A 19,265-nucleotide genomic window follows, 5' to 3' on the forward strand; every position below is an offset into this window, starting at 1 on the left:
CGGAACTGTACGAATTCACTGTCCTTCCACCGCTGCGACACGCCATGATCACCACCGTGTCGACACCCCTTCCGACGTCCCCGCCTGCACACTCGCAGGCCTCCCCCGAGCAGGCCTCCCCCGAGCAGCCCGCCCACGGCGCGTCCTGCCCCCGCTGCGCCGCCGCGCTGACCGCCGACCCGCGCTTCACCGCCTGGTGCCCGGCCTGCGACTGGAACCTGTCCCCCGGTCAGGACGGCGCTCCCGCGCCCACCCGGCGCGAGCGGGCGGCGGCCGACCGCACCGACCGGCTGTTCGAGGAGCAGGCCGCCGGCGGCGACTCCCCGACCGCCCGCCGCGACTGGCTGCTGGCCTCCGCCGCCGCCGGCCTGGTCCACCTGGTCACCGTCGGCCTGCTCTGCCTGGCGGTCTGGCTGCTCGTCACCGGGAGCACGGTGCAGCGCTGCGCGGGCGTGGTGGCGCTGGTGGTCGCGGTCGCGCTGCGGCCCCGGCTCGGCCGGGTGCCGCGCGACCAGAACGTCCTCGACCGCGCCTCGGCCCCGGCCCTGTACGGGCTGGCGGACCGGGTGGCCGCCGAGCTGGGTGCCGCGCCGGTGGCCGTCATCCGGGTCACCGACGAGTTCAACGCCTCCTACGGGCTGGTCGGGCTGCGCCGCCGTCCCGTCCTCGAACTGGGCCTGCCGTTCTGGGAGGTGCTGGACGACCGGCAGCGGATCGCCCTGCTCGGCCACGAGTTCGGCCACCACGTCAACGGCGACCACCGCCGCTCGCTCTGGCTGCACAGCGCGGTCTCGGCGCTCGCGGCCTGGTACGGCATGGTCCGGCCCGACCGGCCGGGCCGCGCGCACGGCGACGAGCTCTCGCTGCTGATCCGGATCGGCGCGCTGGTCGGCGCGGTCGTCCTGCGGGCCGTCGCCTGGCTGCTGCTCCAGGGCCTCTACCTGTTCGACCGGCTCACCTCCCGCGCCGGGCAGCAGGCCGAGTACCGCGCGGACGCCCTCGCCGTCCGGGTCGGCGGCAGCGAGGCGGCCGGCGGGATGCTCGCGACGCTCCTGCTGTTCGGCCCCGTGTGCACCGCCGTGGGCCGGATCCGCGCCGAGGAGCGCCGGCGCCCCCGGACGGTCCGCCGCGGCCGGGGCCGGGGCCCGGAGCGGCCCGAACAGTCCGAGCAGCCGAAGCCGCCCGCCCCGGAACTGCTCTGGGAGCGGCTGCGCGAGCACCTCGGCTCCGTCCCCGCCACCGAGCACGAGCGCCTGCTGCGGCTCAGCGCCCGTGACCACGCCGCCGTGGACTCCACCCACCCTCCGACCCACCTGCGGATCGCCCTGGTCGAGCGCGCCGGGGCCCGGCCGGCGGCCGTCACCGCCACCCCCGCCGAGGTCGGGGCGATCGCCGCCGAGCTGGCCCCGCACCGCGCCCGGATCGCCGCCGACCTGCTCGCGGGCTGACCGCCGCCCGAGCGACGCACGGCACCAGTCGGCACCGGTCGGCGCCGGCCGCCCCGGCGGCGCCGCTACCGCTACCGTCGAGTAGGGTCCGTGCACGTCCGCCCGCGTCCCGACCCCCCGAGGAGCACCGCATGTCCGACCTGCTGCTGAGCGCCGAGCCGGCACCCGAGGTGCTGGCGGCGTTCGAGGAGGCCACCGGGTTCATGCCGGTGGACGAGGGGCTCGCGCTGTACGCGGCGGCGGTGGAGGCGGCCCGGAGCACCGGGCTGCCGGTGCTGGAGATCGGCACCTACTGCGGCCGCTCGGCGATCCTGCTCGCGGCGGCGGCCCGGGAGGCGGGGACGGTCGCGCTGACCGTCGACCACCACCGCGGCTCGGAGGAGCAGCAGCCCGGCTGGGAGTACCACGACCCGACCCTGGTCGACCCCGAGGTCGGGCTGATGGACACCCTGCCGCGGTTCCGCCGCGCCCTGCACGCCGCCGGGCTGGAGGAGCACGTGGTGGCGCTGGTCGGCCGCTCGCCGCGGATCGCCGCACTGTGGGGGCGCCCGCTGGGCCTGGTGTTCATCGACGGCGGGCACACCGACGAGCACGCGACCGGCGACTACGAGGGCTGGGTGCCGCACCTGGCGCCGGAGGGCCTGCTGGTGGTGCACGACGTGTTCCCCGACCCGGCGGACGGCGGCCAGGCCCCGTACCGGGTGTACCTGCGGGCGCTGGCCGAGGGCTTCGAGGAGGTCTCGGTGACCGGCTCCCTGCGCGTCCTGCGCCGCGCCGCGCGGTAGGACATCTGTTCGCTCCCGGGGTCCCGCGCCGATGCTCTAACGTCGTGCCGGGGCTGCCGGGCAGGGGTTCGAACGGTACGGTGGCCGCGCAGCACCAGGCAGAGCATCGGCGGACGGTGGGGGCCAGCAGCGACATGACGGACCAGCAGAACAGCGCTCCGGCGGTCTGGGACCCGACCGCGCGCGGCGGCGCCGGCGGCTGGGTGCGCGGCCCGCAGCGCCCGGCCGACGCGCAGCCCGTCCCCGAGGCGCCCGCCACCCCCCAGCCTCCCGCGGCCCCGCAGTCCACGGCCCCGCAGTCCGCCGCCCAGCCCGGTCCGATGGCCCCGCCGCCCTCGCCCGGCGCCGTCGGCGACCAGGGCCCGCCGCTGGGCGCCCGCCCGTACCTGGCCGCCTCGCCCGGCTACGACCCGCCGACCGCCCGGCTGTTCCCCGGCGCCGCCCCGCCGCCCCCGGCCGCCCCGCCGGCGTCCGCGCCGTTCCCCTCCCACGCGGGTCCGCCGTCCCACGCCCCGCAGCAGGAGACGCAGCAGACCCCCGGCTACGACTACCTCCTGCAGCCGCCCGCCGCCCCGCCGCAGTCCCCGTACGGCGCGCAGCCCCCGTACGGCACCCCGCTCCCCTACGGCGCGCAGCCCGACTACCCGACCGGGACCGCCCACGGGGACGACGAGGACCGGCCGACCAACCGCAGGGCCCCGCTGCTGATCGGCTTCGCGCTGCTCCTGGTGCTGGCGGTCGGCGGCGGCCTGCTGTTCGCCCTGCGGGGCGGCGGCGACAAGGACGGCCAGGCCGCGCCCGCCCCGGCCTCGGCCCCGGCGACCGGCGCGGAGAACCCGCCGCCCGCGACCGCGCCCACGGGTGCGGACGGTGCGCCGAGCGCCGCCGCGAGCGCGTCCGGCTCGCCCGCCGGTACGCCGTCGCCGAGCTCGACCGCTCCCGGTCCGGGCGCCAAGGCGCAGGCCCAGGCGCTGGACGGCCTGCTCAGCGAGGGCGAGAGCGCCAAGGCCCCGATCGGCAGCGCCGTCGCCAAGGTGACCAGCTGCCCGCCGAAGGCCGACATCGAGAGCGCCGCGCAGGACTTCGACAACGGCGCGAGCCAGCGGACCGCCCTGCTGGCCAAGCTCTCCCAACTGAGCGTCACGGACGTGCCGGGCGGCGCGGACGCGGTGAACTCCCTGAAGTCCGCCTGGCAGTTGTCCGCCGACATAGACAAGGCGTACGCGAGCTGGGCGCGCGCCGTCGCCGCCCAGGGCTGCACCGGCCGGGCCCCGGCCACCGCCGACAAGAAGCACGCGGACGAGCTCAACCCGCAGGCGACGCAGGCGAAGACGGACTTCATGACGAAGTGGAACGCGATCGCGAAGAGCTACGGCCTGACTCCGCGCACCCAGGACAGGATCTGACCGACCAGTGACCGGCACCGCCCCCCGACCGCCCCGCCGCTCCGCCCTGCTGCGCGCCACCACCGCCGCGGCCGTGGCCGTTCCGCTCTGCACGGCGGGCTGGTTCGGCTGGCGGGCCCTCGACCACTCCGGCCCGGCGGGCGCCACGGCGGCCCCGGCCGCGTCGGCCCCCGCCGCCTCGTCCCCGGCTGCCGGCCCGGCTTCGGCGCCGCCCGCCCCGGCGGCCACGGACCAGCCGGGCACCGCCGACCCCGGCGCCCCGGCCGACGGCACCGCCGCGCCCCTCACCCCGCCGGTCGCACCGCCGCCGTCCACCGCCCCGGCCGCCGAGGCCCCGCCCGCGCCCGCCGACGCCGCGGTCCTGACCGGCCGCACCGTCCTGCTCGACCCCGGCCACAACCCCGGGAACTCCGCCCACACCGCCGAGATCAACCGCCAGGTCGACATCGGCAACGCCCGCAAGGAGTGCGACACCACCGGCACCGAGACCAACGCCGGCTACACCGAGGCCGAGTACACCCTGGACGTCTCCCGCCGGGCCCGCGCCCTGCTGGCCGCCCGGGGCGCCACGGTGGTCCTGGTGCAGGACGGCGACCGGCCCTGGGGCCCGTGCGTCGACGAACGGGCCCGCGCGGGCGCCGACGCCCACGCCGACGTCGCGGTCTCGGTGCACGGGGACGGCGGCCCGGCGAGCGGCAGCGGGTTCCACGTGATCATGCCCGCCCGGGTGGTGGCGGGGAAGGCGGACAACGCGGCGATCGTCGCCCCCTCGCGCCGGCTCGGCCTCCTGCTGCGCGACCGGTTCCACGCCGCGACCGGCGAGCCGTACGCGGACTACATCGCCAAGGACGGCCTGGACACCCGCTCCGACCTGGGCGGCCTCAACCTCTCGACGGTCCCCAAGGTGTTCATCGAGTGCGGTAACATGCGCAACTCGACGGACGCGAAGCGGATGACGGACCCTCAGTGGCGCCAGCAGGCGGCCCGGGGGATCGCCGACGCGCTGACCGCTTTCCTGACGACCCAAGAGAAGACCGAAGAGCGGTAAGGGAGTTGGGCCGCGACCGGCGGAGGACGACGCTCCGCCCGGACCGCACGGTTTGCAACGACTTCACCCCATTCCCGGTCCCGCCGTGCACCGGCAGGACGGTTGGGCCTAGGCTTCTGGTCCGTTCGGGAGTTTCGGCCGGTCGGCCCGACCGCGCGAACCACCGTCCACGACACGTCAACGAGGGGAACGTTAGTGAATCTGCGCGCTCTCACCAGGGGAGACGCCGCCGTCGCAGGCGCGGCCGTCCTGCTCTTCATCGCCTCCTTCCTGCCTTACTGGACCGTGGACTGCGGCAACAGCCGGTACTGCCCGCCGTCGCAGAACGCGTGGAGCACGGACCTGTTCCCCATCCTGCCGTCGATCTACCTCCTCGGCATCGCCGCCGCGGTGCTGATCCTGGTGCAGCGCTTCCAGGGTGCGGCCGCGGCCAACCGCCAGGTGCTCGGCCTGCGGCTGGACCAGTGGGGCATCGCCCTCTCCGTCGCGGCGCTGTGGACCTCGGTCTGGGCGCTCGGCGGCGGCACCTCCAGCTCCGTCGTCAGCCACGGCTTCGGCGCCTGGCTCGGCTTCATCGCGCTGCTCGCGCTGGCCGGCGCGGCCGCCGCGGGCCCCCTGGTGCCCGCACTGAAGGCCCCGCTGGCCGCCGACCGCCCGGCGGCCGTCCCCGGCCAGTACGGCTACCCGGGCCAGCCCGGTCAGCCGGGTGCCCCCGGCCAGCCCGGCCAGTACGGCTACCCGGCCCAGGGCCACGACCCGGCGTTCGGCGGCCAGGGCGGCTACGGCTACCCGGGCGCCGGCCAGCCGCAGCCCGGCCAGCCGGTCCAGGCCGCCCAGCCGCACGACGCCGGCGCCCCGGCCCCGCAGCCGGTCCCGGCCGCGCAGCAGGCGCCCGCCCCGGCGGCGGACTTCCAGCCGTTCTGGTTCGCCGTCCCGGCCCCGCGCCAGCTGGCCCCGAAGGACAACCCGGCCGGCGCCCCGGTCGGCGAGGTCGTACCGGGCACCTGGTACCTGGCCGTCGAGCAGCGCGGCGCCGCGCTGGTCGCGCAGCTGCCGGACGGCAGCCAGGGCGTGCTGGCCGACACCACGGGCATCCAGCGCGGCTGAGACAGCACGGCTCACGCCCGCGGACGCACACCGCGAAGGGGCGGGACCGGTTCTCCGGTCCCGCCCCTTCCGCGTGTCCGCGCCGTGTCCGCGCCCGGTGCGCCCTGTGTGCCCGTTCCGCACGGACGTCCGCTCCGCGTACGCCCGTCCCGCGCGCGCCCCGTCCCGCACGCGTGCGCCGGGCTCAGCAGCAGTCCGCGACCACCAGCCCGGCCGGCAGCTGCTCCCCGCCGAAGACCGCGACCGTCGCCGGGTCCCCGCCGAGCGCGGCGACCGCGAGCAGCAGCGCCCCGGCCGTCCAGGTGGTGCGCTCCTCCGGCCAGATCGCGTCGTCCTCGAAGACGTACCCGGTCCAGTACGAGCCGTCCTCGTGCCGCAGGTGCTTCTGGATCCAGCGCAGGATGTCCACCGCGCGGTCGGACTGGCCGATGGCCCAGAGCGCGAGCGCCAGCTCGGCGCTCTCGCCGCCGGTCACCCACGGGCGGTCGCTGACGCAGCGCACGCCGAGGCCGGGGACGACGAAGCGCTCCCAGTCCCGCTCGATCCGGGCCACCGCCGCCTCGCCGCGCAGGCCGGTGCCGAGCACCGGGTAGTACCAGTCCATCGAGTAGCGGCCCTTGTCCAGGAACCGCTCGGGGTGGTGGGAGACGGCGTGCCCCAGCCGGCCGGCCGCGAGCTCCCAGTCGGGCTGCGGCTCCTCCAGGTACTCGGCGACGGCCAGGCCGCAGCGCAGCGCGTGCAGGATGCTGGACGAGCCGGTGAGCAGCGCCTCGTCGGTGGCGGTGCCGTCCCCGTCGACCCGCCAGGCGATCGGGCCGCCGGGCAGCCGCAGCCCGACGATGAAGTCCAGGGCGCGCCGGACGACCGGCCAGATCCACTCCAGGAACGCGTCGTCGCCGGTGCTGAGGTGGTGGTGCCAGACCCCGACCGCGATGTACGCGCAGAAGTTGCTCTCCTTGGCCCGGTCGGTGACCGCGCCGTCGGTGTACGCGGCGTACCAGGAGCCGTCCGGGTTCTGGGCGGCGGCGAGCCAGCGGTAGGCGGCCTCGGCGGCGGCGTGCTCGCCGGCCGTGTCGAGGGCCATCGCCGCCTCGGTGTGGTCCCAGGGGTCGAGGTGGTGGCCGGCGAACCAGGGTATGGCGCCGTCGGGGCGCTGCTCGGCCAGGATGCTGCGCACGGTGTCGGCGGCCTGCTCGGCGTCGAGCACCCCGTCGAGCAGCAGCACCTCGGGGACGGCGGCCGTCACGCCGTCCCGCCCGGCGCGCGGTTGGGCTTGGAGGCGTACGCGACGAAGCTCTTGCCGATCACCGGGTTGAGGGCCCGCTCGGCGGCCCTGGTGAGGCTGCTGATCACCGGGGTGCCGACGATGTCCCAGACCAGCAGCTGGTGGTAGGCCTTGACCGGCAGCGCCTTGTCGTTGTCGACGCCGACCGCGCACTTGATCCACCAGTACGGGGAGTGCAGCGCGTGCGCGTGGTGGGTGCCGTACGGCTCCAGGCCGGCGTCCTTGAGCTTCTCGAGCAGCTCGTCGCCCCGGTAGATCCGGATGTGGCCGCCCTCGTTGGCGTGGTACTCGTCGGACAGCGCCCAGCAGATCTTCTCCGGGAGCCAGCGGGGCACGGTGACGGCGAGCAGGCCGCCCGGCTTGAGGACCCGGAACATCTCGTTGAGCACGCCCTTGTCGTCCGGGATGTGCTCCATCACCTCGGAGATGATGATCTTGTCGAAGTACTCGTCCTCGAACGGCAGCGCCAGCGCGTTGCCCTCCATCGCGACCGCCGACGCGCCCTCGGGGGCCTCACCGGCCTGCTCCATCGCCGCGAACCACTTCCTGACCTCGGCGATCTCCTCGGTGTTCTGGTCGAGGGCGATCACGTTGGCGCCACGGCGGTAGCACTCGAACGCGTGCCGGCCCCCGCCGCAGCCCAGGTCGAGCACCCGGTCGCCGGGGGCGAGCGGGAAGCGCGAGAAATCGACGGTCAGCACTGCAGGACTCCCATTCCTATTGCTACCAAGCGTTCTTGACGCTTCGTCACGCCACTCCCGGCACGTCACGCTTCGTCGGGCAGGCTCGCCCTGCCGCCACCGCTCCGCCTCCGCCGACCGGCCGTCACCGACCTGCCGCGGGCGGGCGGCTAGGCCACGTACCGCCAGCCCGGACCCGAGCGGGCCCGGGCGCCGACGCCGGTGGCGAGCGCCGCGCGGTAGGCCTCGGCGGTCAGCTCGGCGGCCCGCTCCCAGGTGAACCGGGCCAGCACCCGCTCCCGCCCGGCCGCGCCGAGCCCGGCCCGCAGCTCCTGGTCGTCCAGCAGCCGGCCGAGCGCGGCGGCCAGCGCGTCCGCCTCCCCCGGCGGCACCGCCAGGCAGGACTCCCCGTCCGGCCCGGCCACCTCGGGGATCGCCCCGCCGGTGGTCGCGACCAGCGGGGTGCCGGTGGCCATCGCCTCGGCGGCGGGCAGCGAGAAGCCCTCGTACAGCGAGGGGACGCAGGCCACCTCGGCCGAGCGGTAGAGGTCGACCAGCTCCTGGTCGGTCAGCCCGCTGCGGAACTCGATGTGCCCGGCCAGCCCGAAGCGGCGCACCGCCTCGGCCACCGGCCCGTCCTCCTTCTGCGGCTTGCCGACCACCACCAGGTGGGCGTCCCGCTCGGTGCGGACCTTGGCGAGCGCCTCGACCAGGAAGACCAGGCCCTTCAGCGGGACGTCCGCGCTGGAGGTGGTGACGATCCGGCCGGGGACGCGCTCGATCTCCGCCGAGGGCGACCAGAGCCGGGTGTCGGCGCCGATCGGCACCACCGAGATCGCGCCGGGCGCGACGCCCAGGTGCTCGGCGATCTCGCGCTGCGAGGTGCCGGAGACGGTGATCACGTGGTCCAGCCGGGCGGCGACCCTCCGCTGCATCCGGGTGAAGGCGTACCAGCGGCGCAGCGAGAGCCGCTTGCCGCGGGTGGTGGCGGCGTCCAGCTCCAGCTGCCGGTCCACGGTGATCGGGTGGTGGATCGTGGTGACCAGCGGGAAGCCGTGCCGGGCCAGGCCGAGCAGGCCGTAGCCGAGGGTCTGGTTGTCGTGCACCACGTCGTAGCGGCCCTTGTGGGCGGCCAGGTAGCGGCGGGCGCGCAGCGAGAAGGTGAGCGGCTCGGGGAAGCCGCCGGTGCGCATGGTGGCGAACTCCAGCACGTCCACCGGGCCGCGGAACTCGTCGCGGGCCGGGGTGCGGAACGGGTCGTCGGCGCGGTAGAGGTCCAGGCTGGGCAGCTCGACCAGGCGCACCGAGCCGGGGCCGTCGACCTCGTCGAGCACCGGGAAGGGCTGGGCGCCGATCACGTCCACGTGGTGGCCGAGCCTGGCCAGCTCCCGGGAGAGGTGCCGTACGTACACGCCCTGACCGCCGCAGAAGGGGTCCCCTCGGTACGACAGCAGGGCAATCCGCAGCGGCTGCGCGGTCATCCTGGGCCCTCTTCTCTAGCTGCTTACGGTGCTGCCGGTCGTGCTTCCGGTCGCTAAAGTAGATCAGGTTTCAGTGGCTGGGGAACTCGTCGTCGACCACGTGAACAATGAGAGACCTCGAAGATACCGGCCCGTAGCTTTCCCTCAGGAGCCAGGGCTGGTGATTCCCGCCACGCCGGATCCTGCCGACCATGTGGAGCACGCCGCCACTCTCGCCCGCCCGGGAGCACCCTTGCCGCCACCCCCTCCTTCCACCTCTCCGCAGCTCTCGCCCCCGGGCGAGCCGCCGCTGACCGCGCGCCAGGCCGAACGGCGCCGGCGCATCCTGCGGGCCGCCACCGCGCTGGCGGTGCGGGGCGGGTACGAGGCGGTGCAGATGCGGGAGGTCGCGGAGGGCGCCCAGGTCGCCCTCGGCACGCTCTACCGGTACTTCCCGTCCAAGGTCCACCTGCTGGTGGCGGTGATGCTGGAGCAGCTCCAGGGCCTCCAGGAGCACATCCGGCGGCACCCGCCGACCGACCGCGAACCGGCGCCGCGGGTCGCCGACGCCCTCACCCGGGCCTTCCACGCGCTGCAGCGCGAACCGCTGCTGGCCGAGGCGATGGTCCGGGCGCTGTCCTTCGCGGACCGCTCGGTGGGAGCCGAGGTGGACCAGGTCAGCACGGCCACCGGGCAGCTCATCCTGGACGCGATCGGCCAGTCCGGACCGCCCACCGAGAGCCAGCGCGCGGCGGTGCGGGTGATCGAGCACACCTGGCACTCGGCACTGGTCGCCTGGCTCTCCGGGCGCGCCTCGATCGCCGAGGTCCGGGCCGACCTGCACACCGCGGCCCGGCTGCTCGCCCTGCCGTGAGCCGCCCTCCTCTCCCCACTGACTGGAACCTGTTCCTGGCCGCGCCGGGGCGGGCGGCGTGCTCCGGCGGCTAGAGTCGACAGTCGGCACAACTCCATCCCGCTCCTCCCCCGGGGAAAGCCGGTGCGAATCCGGCGCTGACCCCGCAGCCGTGAGACCGGCGCCGCCATCGGCCGCCCGGACGAGTCGGAGCACCCGGGGAGGGGCGAGCGGCCAGTCCGGACGCACGCGCCCGGCACCGTCGAGGACTACGGAACGGCCCCGCCCGGGCCACCACCGCTCACCGAAAGGCACACCCGCACCATGCTGACCGCCGCCCGCCTGGGCGCCGCCGCCCTGTCCGCCGCGCTGCTCACCGGCCTCGCCGCAGGACCGGCCCTCGCCGACAGCCCCGCGCCGACCCCCGCCGCCGTCCCCGACGGGCTGTACGGCAAGAGCGACCCGACGTACGACGGCGTCTGGCGGCAGTCGCTGGCGCTCACCGCGCTGACGGCGGCCAAGGTCACCCCGGCCGACTCGGCCGTCGGCTGGCTCACCGGGCAGCAGTGCGAGGACGGCGGCTGGCCCTCGTACCGGGCCGCCGGCGCGGCCTGCGACCCCAAGACCGAGGACAGCAACGCCACCGCCGTCGCCGTCCAGGCCCTGGTCGCCCTCGGCGGGCACCAGGAGGCCGTCGACAAGGGCGTCGGCTGGCTCAAGGCCAACCAGAACGCCGACGGCAGCTGGGCGTACAACCCGGGCAGCCCCGGCGACGCCGACTCCACCGGCCTCGCCGTCAACGCGCTGTTCGCTGCCAAGACCGACCCGGCGGGCGTCGCCAAGGCCGGCAGGTCCGCCTTCGACGGGCTCGCCCTCTTCCAGCTCGGCTGCACCGCCCCCGCCGACCAGCGCGGCGCCTTCGCCTACCAGACCGACCCGGCCGGCGGCGCCCTCACCCCGAACGCCCTGGCCAGCGCCCAGGCCGCGCTCGCCGCGAGCGGCGGCCACCTGCCGGTCGCCGGCACGGTGCACGCCGACGCCGCGCCCAAGGCCCTGGCCTGCGCCGACGCCCCGGCCGCCCCGGCCGCCCAGGGCTCCTCGGCCTCCTCGGCCCCGGTTTCGCACGCGGAGTCCGGCGAGGCCGTCGGCGCCTACCTCACCGCCCAGCTCGCGGCCGGCGGCGACCACCTCACCCTCACCACCCCGGGCGCCGCCCCCACCCCCGACTACACCGCCACCGCCTGGGCCGCCCTCGCCCTCAGCCAGAGCGGCCACCCCCAGCAGGCCGCCGGCGCCGTCGACTGGCTCGGCAAGGAGGGCGCCACCTGGACCAAGGGCGGCACCGACGCCGGCGCCACCGCCACCCTCCTGCTGGTCGCCCAGGCCGCCCACCGCGACACCGCCGCCCTGACCGGCCAGCTCACCGCCCTCGGCCCGGCACCCAAGGCCACCGACGCCTCCGCCACGGCGACGGCGACCGCCCCGGCGAAGAAGAAGGACGGCGGCATCGGCCAGTACTGGCTGATCGGCGTCGGCCTGCTCATCGGCGTCGGCGGCGGCCTCCTCCTCAGCCTCCAGCGCAAGCGCAACACCCACCTCTGATGCGTCCCGCCTCCCACGCCGCTCCCGGCGGGCCGGGCCCCGGCCTGCCGGGTGACGGCCTGCCGGGTGACGGCGCCCGCGCCCGCCGCCGCACCGCGCTCGCCGCGCTGCTCCTCCCCCTCCTCGGGGCGGTGCTGCTGCTCGCCTCCGCCGCTCCGGCGCAGGCCGCCGGGTACCGGTACTGGTCGTTCTGGCGCGGCGCCGAGGGCGGCAGCTGGACGTACCAGCAGCAGGGGCCCTCCGTCGCGGTGCCGCCGGACGGGGCCGTGGACGGCTGGCGGTTCGCGCTGAGCCCGGACGGCGGGCAGGACGCCGCGAAGCCCCGGACGGCCGGGAGCTTCGCCGACATCTGCGCGGACACGCCCGCGCAGGAGGGCCGCAAGCGGGTGGCCGTCGTGCTGGACTTCGGCACCGCCGAGGACGCCGGCTCCGCCGCCGGTTCGTCCGCCTCCGGCTCGTCCGCTTCCGGTTCGTCCGTCTCCGGCTCGTCCACCTCCGGCTCGTCCGCCGCCTCGGTGCCCGAGCAGCGCACGGCGTGCGCCACCGTCGCGCCCCGCGCCACCTCGGCCGAGGTGCTGGCCACCGTCGCCCCGCCGCTGCGCTACGACACCAACGGGCTGCTGTGCGCCATCGCCGGGTACCCGAAGGCGGGCTGCGGCGACCAGGTCGGCGCGGCCGGTGCCGCCCAGCCGGCCGCCGGATCCGCCGACCAGAGCACCGGCAGCGGCCCGGACGTCGGCCTGATCGCCGGTGGCGCGCTGGTGGCCGTCCTCGCCGGTGGCGCCGTCTGGCAGGCGCGCCGCCGCCGTCACCCCTAACGTCCCCCACCCAGGAATCACCGTGAGCAGCACCGCCGTCCGTACCACCCGGCCGCCCACCGGCCCCCGTCAACTGCACCCCGGGGCCTGGTGGTTGTGGGCGCTGGGGCTGGGCGCGGCAGCCACCCGCACCACCAACCCGGCGATCCTGCTGCTACTCGTCGCCGTCGCCGGGTACGTGGTCGCGGCCCGGCGCGGCGATGCGCCGTGGTCGCGCTCGTACGGGGCGTTCCTGCGGCTGGGCCTGCTGGTGCTCGGCATCCGACTGGTCTTCGCGGTCTTCCTCGGCTCGCCGGTCCCGGGCACCCATGTGCTGTTCACGCTGCCCGAACTCCCGCTGCCCGTCTGGGCGCAGGGCGTGCGGATCGGCGGCCGGGTCACCGTCGAGGGGCTGCTCGCGGCGCTGTACGACGGGCTGCGGCTGGCCACCCTGCTGGTCTGCGTCGGCGCCGCCAACTCGCTGGCCAGCCCGGCCCGGCTGCTGCGCGCCCTGCCCGGCGCGCTCTACGAGGCGGGCGTCGCCGTCGTGGTGGCGATGACCTTCGCGCCGAACCTGATCGCGGACGTCCGCCGACTGCGTGCCGCGCGGCGTCTGCGGGGCCGCTCCGACAAGGGCGTCGCGGCCGTGCTGAGCGTCGGACTCCCGGTGCTGGAGGGCGCGTTGGAGCGGTCCATCGCACTGGCCGCCGCCATGGACACCCGGGGGTTCGGCCGCACCGCCGACGTCCCGCGCCGGCTCGCCCGGGCGACGGCCGCGCTCACCCTGGCCGGACTGCTCGGGGTCTGCCTGGCCGCGTACGGGCTGCTGACGGCCGGTGGCGCGGGCTGGGCGCTGCCCGTCCTGCTGCTCGGCCTGGCCGCCGCCTTCGCCGGCCTGCTGCTCGGCGGCCGACGGTCCGTCAGAAGCCGCTACCGGCCCGACCCTTGGGCCGTCCCCGAGTGGCTGACGGCCGGTTCCGGGGCGGCCGTGGCGGCCCTCACCACCTACCTGGCCGCGCGGGACCCGGCCGCCTTCGCCCCCACCGTCGTCCCGCCGACCGTCCCCGCGCTGCCACTGGCCGCCGTGCTGACCGTGCTGCTCGGCCTGGTACCGGCGTTCGCCGCCCCGACCCCGCCCCGGAGGGCATCGTGATCACCTTCGAGCAGGTCTCCGTCCGGTACGCGGACTCGGCCGCACCCGCCCTGAACGGCGTCGACCTCACCGTCCCCGAGGGCGAACTCTGCCTGCTGGTGGGCCCGTCCGGCTCCGGCAAGTCCACCCTGCTGGGGACGGTCAGCGGCCTGGTGCCGCACTTCACCGGCGGGGTGCTGCACGGCCGGGTCACCGTCGGCGGCCGGGACACCCGCGAGCACCGTCCGCGCGAACTCGCCGACCTCGTCGGCACGGTGGGGCAGGACCCGCTGGCGCACTTCGTCACCGACACCGTGGAGGACGAACTCGCCTACGGCATGGAGTCCCTGGGCCTGCCGGGCGACGTGATGCGCCGCCGGGTCGAGGAGACCCTCGACCTGCTCGGCCTCGCCGACCTGCGCGACCGCGCGCTGAACTCCCTCTCCGGCGGCCAGCAGCAGCGCGTCGCGATCGGCTCGGTGCTCACCGTGCACCCGCGCGTGCTGGTCCTGGACGAGCCCACCTCGGCGCTCGACCCGGGCGCGGCCGAGGAGGTGCTGTCCGTCCTCCAGCGGCTGGTGCACGACCTCGGCACCACCGTACTGATGGCCGAGCACCGGCTGGAGCGGGTCGTCCAGTACGCCGACCAGGTGCTGCTGCTCACCCCCGACGCCCCGCCCGTCCTCGGCGAGCCCGCCGAGGTGATGGCGCACTCCCCGGTGCACCCGCCGGTGGTCGGCCTCGGCCGGCTCGCGGGCTGGCGGCCGCTGCCGCTCTCGGTCCGCGACGCGCGCCGCAAGGCCGCGCCGCTGCGCGCCCGACTGGACGGCCGGACGCCCGCTCCCGCCGACCGCCGTGCCGGCGCCGCCCCCCTCGCCGTCACCGACCGTCTCGCCGTCCGGCGCGGCCCCGTCCCGGCCCTGCGCGGCGTGGACCTCTCCCTCCACCCCGGCGAGATCACCGCCCTGATGGGCCGCAACGGCGCCGGCAAGTCCACCCTGCTGGGCAGCCTGGTCGGCCTGCACGCCCCCTCCTCCGGCAGCGTCAGGGTCGGCGGCCGCACCCCGCACCGCACCCGCCCCGCCGAACTGATCCGCGAGGTCGGCCTCGTCCCGCAGGACCCGCGCGACCTGCTGTACGGCGAATCGGTCGCCGCCGAGTGCGCCGCGGCCGACACCGACGCCGGAGCCGCCGCCGGCACCTGCCGCGCCCTGGTCGAGCGCCTGCTGCCCGGCATCGACGACGACACCCACCCGCGCGACCTCTCCGAGGGCCAGCGGCTCACCCTCGCCCTCGCCGTCGTGCTCACCGCCCGGCCCCCGCTGCTGCTCCTCGACGAGCCGACCCGCGGCCTCGACTACGCCGCCAAGGCCCGGCTGGTGGAGATCCTGCGCGACCTGGCGGCCGAGGGCCACGCCGTGCTCCTCGCCACCCACGACGTCGAGCTGGCCGCCGAACTCGCCCACCGCACGGTGATCCTCGCCGAGGGCGAGATCGTCGCGGACGGCCCGACGGCGGAGGTCGTGGTCTCCTCCCCCGCCTTCGCCCCGCAGGTCGCCAAGGTGCTCGCCCCCGGGCCGTGGCTCACCGTGCGGCAGGTCGCAGAGGCGCTGGACGCATGAGCACTCGTCCCGTCCCGCTGGGACGCCGGTCCGTCGCGGCGCTGCTGTCGGTCTCCTTCGTCGGCGTCGCCGCCTTCGGCTGGCCGCTGCTCGCCTCCACCAAGTCGGCGCTGGTCGGCCACTCCACCGACGCGCCGTGGCTGTTCGCCCTGCTGCTCCCCCTCCTCCTCGCCGTCGTCATCGCCCAGATCTCCGAGGGCCGCTCGGCGGGCGGCGGCGCCCCCGGCCTGGACGCCAAGTCCGTGGCCCTGCTGGGCGTCCTGGCCGCCGCCGGCGCGGCGCTGCGCCCCCTCGGCGCGGGCACGGCGGGGCTGGAGCCGATGTTCTTCCTGATGGTGCTGTCCGGGCGGGTGCTCGGCCCGGGCTTCGGCTTCGTCCTCGGCTCGCTGTCGATGTTCGCCTCCGCGCTGCTCACCGGCGGGGTCGGGCCGTGGCTGCCGTTCCAGATGCTGGCGATGGGCTGGGTCTGCCTGGGTGCGGGCCTGCTCCCGGGGGCCTCCTCGCTGCGCGGCCGCCGCGAACTCGTGGTGCTGGCGTCCTATGGCGCCATCGCGTCCCTGCTGTACGGCACGATCATGAACCTCCAGGGCTGGCCGTACATCGGCGGCCTGGCCGGCTCCATCTCCTTCGTCCCCGGCGACCCGCTGCCCGCCAACCTGGTCCGCTTTGCCGCCTACTGCCTGACCACGTCACTGGGCTGGGACCTGCCGCGCGCCGCACTCACCGTGGTGCTCTGCCTCACCCTCGGCACCCCCGTCCTGCGCGCCCTGCGCCGCACCACCCGCCGCGCCGCCTTCGACGCCCCGGTCACCTTCCGCCCGCCGGAGCGCTAAACCCCGCCCGCCCGGCACGCCCCGCACACCTGCCCGGGCCCGGCCACGGGCCGCCCGCACATCCCGCCCCGGCCGGGGCACTCGTGCCGGCGGGGCCCTGTACCTCCCGCCGCTTCGGGGACAGCGGGCACCCTCGCCAACCGCCCCGCCAGGACCGCCCCCACGCTGTGGGTGACCTTCTCCGGCAGCGGCGCCGCCAGGATGCCCAGCAAGGCGCTCCGGGACCAGCCCTGTGCCAGCAGCCGCTCCACCCTCGCGGCCTGATCACCGAGCGGCTTCCCCGCCAGGGCCATCTTCGGCTCCCGGCACCCGAGTTCGAGCAGCAGCGCCATGCCCGCCGTCAACTTCTCCGGGGGACGGACGGAAGGTTCTTCCACGTCCTTGGTTTCCCGTTCCTTGGAAGGGCTTCCCGCCTTCCCGGCGCCTGGCCCACCTGGAGCTGGACCACCGGCGGCCGGGGGCACGGGAAGCGGCGGCACCGTGTGCACCGCCTTGCCCGTCGTCACCGGCACCTCGTGCACCGAGACGACCGTCCGCACCTGCCCGGTCAGCGGGTCCCGCTGGGTGCGCCGGACGTAGTGCCCAGCCGCCTCCAACTCCCTGAGCGCCCGCGCCACGCTCGTCCGACCCTCCACGCTCTTGGCGGCCAGCGTACGGACGTCTTCGCGCGCCCCGTCCGGCAGGCTGAGCAGGTAGCTCAACAGCCCCCGCGCGGCCCACGACAGCGAGTGCTTGCGGACGACATGCCCGTTGTCCAGGATCGTGTACCCGGGAACGTGCTTTGGGATACGGTGAATCTGCATCGTGGAGTTCTTCTCTCCTGGTGCCAAACCCCGGGGTGTTGGAGCACCGCCGGGGTTACTTGTGCCCATGCACCGGGTGCTTCTCCGAGCACCCGACACCACAATCTTCACCGCAACGCCGTAACACCTCGTCAAACCCCCACCCACATCACCCTTTCGTGCGGCGCGAGCGCACGCCCCCCAGCGCCCCCACCAAGCACACAAGCCCCGGGCACGCAGGGGCTCTTCCCCTGGTGACGCCTACGCCTTCCTCGCCTTGCGCCGCTTGCCGTACGGCCGTTCCCGGCCCCCGGCCGACATTTCCGCGTCGAACCGGACCTTGCTCATCACCACTCGCGGCTCGGGTACGAGCACGGTCGCGGCCGACCGCCAGGGAACGGCCGAAGCCCAACCGATCAGGGGCATCGTCTCGTCGTAGTGCGAAGCGAACCGAGCGACGGAGACGGCGGGCATCCGGTAGTCCAGGCTGCGGACGTGCTCCATGAAGGCCCCGGGGAGCGCCACGTGGTGCGTCTCCAGGTAGTGCGGGAAGTCCAGACGCCACAACCACACACCGTCGGTCATCGGGGAGGAGCATCCCGAGGAATGCCGGTGCACGCTGCCGGTGATGACGTCGCGGCCGCCCTCCATGACGTCGATGAGGACATGGCCCGCGTCCAGGTAGGCCACCAGGTCCGCCTCATCCGGCTCCCCCACCGGCCGGACGGCGTCGAGTATCGACCCGTTCGGTGAGCCGGAGCGTTCGTCCAACTCGTCGTAGAAGCCCAGCAGTCCCAACACGGTCTCTCCTTTGCCGCACGGTCCGTCCCACAGACAATGATCCTGGCCGCGCCGCCGGGTCGGCGACGCGGCCAGAAGGCCAGTGGGGCCGTCTCCCCTCACCCGACGACGCGATCCGGCTCGTCCAGCCACACCCGGTGCTCGCCCGCAACGGTGACGGTCAGGCCGAACCGGTCGAGGCCGGGCTCGCCCTGGCGCTGCCACCAGGCATGGGCGGCGGTCACCTCGTCCCACAGGTCGCGGGGGCCGGACTGCGAGACGGCGTGCTTCCCGTCCCGGTCGGCGAGGCGGCAGTGGGCGTACGAGACCCCATCCCACACCTCGAACCGGCCGGTACCGAAACGGTCGTAGCCCGCCCAGACCTCCCGCCGGAACAGGCCCGGCAGCCGCAGTCCGATCGCGAAAGCGGCGTCGGTGCGCTCGGCCACAGCGGCGGGGTCGAGGGCGGACGGGCCGTGCCGGACGTCCTCGACCTCGAACTCGCCGCTCCCGGGGCGCTGGTCCCGCACCCACATGAACGCCACATCCTCGACGAACGGCCCGCTCGCGGACCGGCCGTCGTCGGCGACGGTGAGCCTCAGCAACCCCCCGTTGCAGAACGCCGTGCCGTACGGGACGACGATCACGCCGCCGGGCACCGTCTGCTCGATCAGCGCCCCGGGGACGCGTTGCACGGCCGCGGTGACATGGATCCGGTCGTACGGCGCGCCCGCCGGATGGCCGAGCATGCCGTCGCCGACAACGGCCGTGACCGGCAGGCCGTTCGCCGCCAGGCACCGCCGCGCGGCACCGGACAGTTCAGGATCCAGCTCCACGGTGGTCACGTTCTCCACCCCGAGCCGGCGCGCCAGCAACGCGGCCGTCCACCCCGCACCGGTGCCGATGTCCAGCACCCGCATGCCGTCGGCGACCCGGAGGTGCCAGAGCATCCGGGCCACGACGGTGGGCATCGAACTGGACGAGGCCGGCGTGCGGCCGTCCTCATCCAGCCGGGTCACGAGCGGGACGTCCGAGGCGACCAACTCCCCCCACTCGCCCGGCCGTTCCGCCCGGTCGAGCCACTCACCCCCGTGGTGGACCCGGTCCGGGACGAACAGGCGTCGGGGCACCGCCCGGAACACCGGCTCCCAGTCGACCGACAGCACTCCGGACTCCCGGAGCGCGTCGGTGAGCGCGTCCCACTTCACGCGGTCATCCCCCTCAAGGCTTCGACGGCTTGGGCAGGTTGGTGGGCGGCGCGTCCCGCTTGCCGTCCTGGGACGCCGTGTCCGGCTTCCCGGAGTGACTGCCGCCCTTGCCTCCGCCCGCCGTACCGGGCCCGTCGCTGCCGGGCCCTCCGCTGTGCTTGCCCATGTGCCCTGTTCCTCTCGAAGTGGTGGAGATCGTGGTGCTGGAGATCGTGGTGCTGGAGATCGTGGTCGCCGGCCTACCGGTCCGGCGGCCGGGGCGTGCGCGGGCCCGCCGGCTTCGACGGGGGCGGTTTCGGCTCGGGCCGGGACATGGCGGTGCTCCTCTCGAGATGACCGCAGCACGACGTTTCATCGACCGTCCCCTTTCGCTTCGCAACGGAACTCGGTCGGTGCGAGTCGAGTACAGCCCAACTCGCCCTCACCGGAAAGCCATT

At 75.6% G+C, this 19,265-nt stretch carries 18 protein-coding genes and 1 riboswitch; of the genes, 11 read left to right on the forward strand and 7 right to left on the reverse strand.

What is annotated here, in order from left to right; genetic code table 11:
• Nucleotides 1–56: 56 nt before the first annotated feature.
• The 5 genes from ACFCY1_RS09225 to ACFCY1_RS09245 all read left to right on the forward strand — a co-directional run bounded on the left by ACFCY1_RS09225 (nt 57) and on the right by ACFCY1_RS09245 (nt 5,794).
• A complete protein-coding gene (locus tag ACFCY1_RS09225) occupies nt 57–1,448 on the forward strand; it encodes a M48 family metalloprotease (protein ID WP_375874061.1) in 1,392 nt (463 codons plus the stop codon).
• Nucleotides 1,449–1,579: 131 nt separating this feature from the next.
• Nucleotides 1,580–2,233, forward strand: a complete 654-nt coding sequence (locus tag ACFCY1_RS09230) for a class I SAM-dependent methyltransferase (RefSeq protein ID WP_375874062.1) — start codon at nt 1,580–1,582, stop codon at nt 2,231–2,233.
• A gap of 134 nt (nt 2,234–2,367) precedes the next feature.
• Nucleotides 2,368–3,639, forward strand: coding sequence for a hypothetical protein (locus tag ACFCY1_RS09235; protein ID WP_375874063.1), 1,272 nt, complete (start codon nt 2,368–2,370; stop codon nt 3,637–3,639).
• A gap of 7 nt (nt 3,640–3,646) precedes the next feature.
• The gene (locus ACFCY1_RS09240) at nt 3,647–4,687 is read left to right on the forward strand and encodes an N-acetylmuramoyl-L-alanine amidase (RefSeq protein ID WP_375874064.1); all 1,041 of its coding nucleotides are present in this window, start codon (nt 3,647–3,649) and stop codon (nt 4,685–4,687) included.
• 195 nt (nt 4,688–4,882) lie between these two features.
• The gene (locus ACFCY1_RS09245) at nt 4,883–5,794 is read left to right on the forward strand and encodes a hypothetical protein (RefSeq protein WP_074000831.1); all 912 of its coding nucleotides are present in this window, start codon (nt 4,883–4,885) and stop codon (nt 5,792–5,794) included.
• 184 nt (nt 5,795–5,978) lie between these two features.
• Here ACFCY1_RS09245 and ACFCY1_RS09250 read toward each other — a convergent pair whose 3' ends face one another.
• The 3 genes from ACFCY1_RS09250 to ACFCY1_RS09260 all read right to left on the reverse strand — a co-directional run bounded on the left by ACFCY1_RS09250 (nt 5,979) and on the right by ACFCY1_RS09260 (nt 9,240).
• Nucleotides 5,979–7,040, reverse strand: a complete 1,062-nt coding sequence (locus ACFCY1_RS09250; protein ID WP_234348709.1) for a prenyltransferase — start codon at nt 7,038–7,040, stop codon at nt 5,979–5,981.
• A complete protein-coding gene (locus ACFCY1_RS09255; RefSeq protein ID WP_049660417.1) occupies nt 7,037–7,780 on the reverse strand; it encodes a class I SAM-dependent methyltransferase in 744 nt (247 codons plus the stop codon). Before ACFCY1_RS09255 ends, ACFCY1_RS09250 begins: the two co-directional genes overlap by 4 nt.
• 149 nt (nt 7,781–7,929) lie before the next feature.
• Nucleotides 7,930–9,240 (reverse strand): glycosyltransferase family 4 protein, encoded by a 1,311-nt coding sequence (locus ACFCY1_RS09260; protein WP_375874065.1) that lies wholly within the window; start codon nt 9,238–9,240, stop codon nt 7,930–7,932.
• A 232-nt stretch (nt 9,241–9,472) separates the two neighbouring features.
• Here ACFCY1_RS09260 and ACFCY1_RS09265 point away from each other — a divergent pair, with 232 nt between their 5' ends.
• From ACFCY1_RS09265 to ACFCY1_RS09290, 6 genes are all read left to right on the forward strand, one after another.
• Entirely contained in the window at nt 9,473–10,093 is a 621-nt protein-coding gene (locus ACFCY1_RS09265) for a TetR family transcriptional regulator (RefSeq protein ID WP_049660100.1), read from the forward strand.
• A 113-nt stretch (nt 10,094–10,206) separates the two neighbouring features.
• Nucleotides 10,207–10,290, forward strand: a riboswitch (cobalamin riboswitch).
• A 106-nt stretch (nt 10,291–10,396) separates the two neighbouring features.
• Complete coding sequence (locus ACFCY1_RS09270; RefSeq protein WP_375874066.1) at nt 10,397–11,674, forward strand: prenyltransferase/squalene oxidase repeat-containing protein; 1,278 nt, start codon at nt 10,397–10,399, stop codon at nt 11,672–11,674.
• Entirely contained in the window at nt 11,674–12,492 is an 819-nt protein-coding gene (locus ACFCY1_RS09275; protein WP_375874067.1) for an SCO2322 family protein, read from the forward strand. Before ACFCY1_RS09270 ends, ACFCY1_RS09275 begins: the two co-directional genes overlap by 1 nt.
• A gap of 16 nt (nt 12,493–12,508) precedes the next feature.
• Complete coding sequence (locus ACFCY1_RS09280) at nt 12,509–13,624, forward strand: CbiQ family ECF transporter T component (RefSeq protein WP_375874112.1); 1,116 nt, start codon at nt 12,509–12,511, stop codon at nt 13,622–13,624.
• A complete protein-coding gene (locus tag ACFCY1_RS09285; RefSeq protein ID WP_375874068.1) occupies nt 13,621–15,225 on the forward strand; it encodes an ABC transporter ATP-binding protein in 1,605 nt (534 codons plus the stop codon). The genes ACFCY1_RS09280 and ACFCY1_RS09285 overlap by 4 nt, the downstream gene beginning before the upstream one ends.
• A complete protein-coding gene (locus ACFCY1_RS09290) occupies nt 15,222–16,058 on the forward strand; it encodes an ECF transporter S component (RefSeq protein ID WP_074000827.1) in 837 nt (278 codons plus the stop codon). Before ACFCY1_RS09285 ends, ACFCY1_RS09290 begins: the two co-directional genes overlap by 4 nt.
• On the opposite strand, the gene ACFCY1_RS09295 is transcribed toward ACFCY1_RS09290, so the two are convergent.
• The 4 genes from ACFCY1_RS09295 to ACFCY1_RS09310 all read right to left on the reverse strand — a co-directional run bounded on the left by ACFCY1_RS09295 (nt 16,055) and on the right by ACFCY1_RS09310 (nt 18,994).
• On the reverse strand, nt 16,055–16,861 hold the full coding sequence (locus tag ACFCY1_RS09295; RefSeq protein WP_375874069.1) for a helix-turn-helix domain-containing protein: 807 nt from the start codon (nt 16,859–16,861) through the stop codon (nt 16,055–16,057). The genes ACFCY1_RS09290 and ACFCY1_RS09295 overlap by 4 nt on opposite strands.
• A 240-nt stretch (nt 16,862–17,101) precedes the next feature.
• Entirely contained in the window at nt 17,102–17,641 is a 540-nt protein-coding gene (locus ACFCY1_RS09300) for a hypothetical protein (RefSeq protein ID WP_375874070.1), read from the reverse strand.
• Nucleotides 17,642–17,739: 98 nt separating this feature from the next.
• The gene (locus ACFCY1_RS09305) at nt 17,740–18,828 is read right to left on the reverse strand and encodes a methyltransferase domain-containing protein (protein ID WP_375874071.1); all 1,089 of its coding nucleotides are present in this window, start codon (nt 18,826–18,828) and stop codon (nt 17,740–17,742) included.
• Nucleotides 18,829–18,841: 13 nt separating this feature from the next.
• The gene (locus tag ACFCY1_RS09310; RefSeq protein ID WP_375874072.1) at nt 18,842–18,994 is read right to left on the reverse strand and encodes a hypothetical protein; all 153 of its coding nucleotides are present in this window, start codon (nt 18,992–18,994) and stop codon (nt 18,842–18,844) included.
• Nucleotides 18,995–19,265: the final 271 nt, after the last annotated feature.

The sequence above is a fragment of the Kitasatospora sp. NPDC056273 genome (assembly GCF_042268845.1).
Taxonomy (GTDB): domain Bacteria; phylum Actinomycetota; class Actinomycetes; order Streptomycetales; family Streptomycetaceae; genus Kitasatospora.

What these genes read in the sequence shown, in the direction of transcription:
- ACFCY1_RS09230 (WP_375874062.1), top strand. Translation starts at nt 1,580, where the DNA reads ATGTCCGACCTGCTGCTGAGCGCCGAGCCGGCACCCGAGGTGCTGGCG.
- ACFCY1_RS09235 (WP_375874063.1), top strand. Translation starts at nt 2,368, where the DNA reads ATGACGGACCAGCAGAACAGCGCTCCGGCGGTCTGGGACCCGACCGCG.
- ACFCY1_RS09260 (WP_375874065.1), bottom strand. Translation starts at nt 9,240, where the DNA reads ATGACCGCGCAGCCGCTGCGGATTGCCCTGCTGTCGTACCGAGGGGAC.
- ACFCY1_RS09270 (WP_375874066.1), top strand. Translation starts at nt 10,397, where the DNA reads ATGCTGACCGCCGCCCGCCTGGGCGCCGCCGCCCTGTCCGCCGCGCTG.
- ACFCY1_RS09275 (WP_375874067.1), top strand. Translation starts at nt 11,674, where the DNA reads ATGCGTCCCGCCTCCCACGCCGCTCCCGGCGGGCCGGGCCCCGGCCTG.
- ACFCY1_RS09290 (WP_074000827.1), top strand. Translation starts at nt 15,222, where the DNA reads ATGAGCACTCGTCCCGTCCCGCTGGGACGCCGGTCCGTCGCGGCGCTG.
- ACFCY1_RS09295 (WP_375874069.1), bottom strand. Translation starts at nt 16,861, where the DNA reads ATGCAGATTCACCGTATCCCAAAGCACGTTCCCGGGTACACGATCCTG.
- ACFCY1_RS09310 (WP_375874072.1), bottom strand. Translation starts at nt 18,994, where the DNA reads ATGGGCAAGCACAGCGGAGGGCCCGGCAGCGACGGGCCCGGTACGGCG.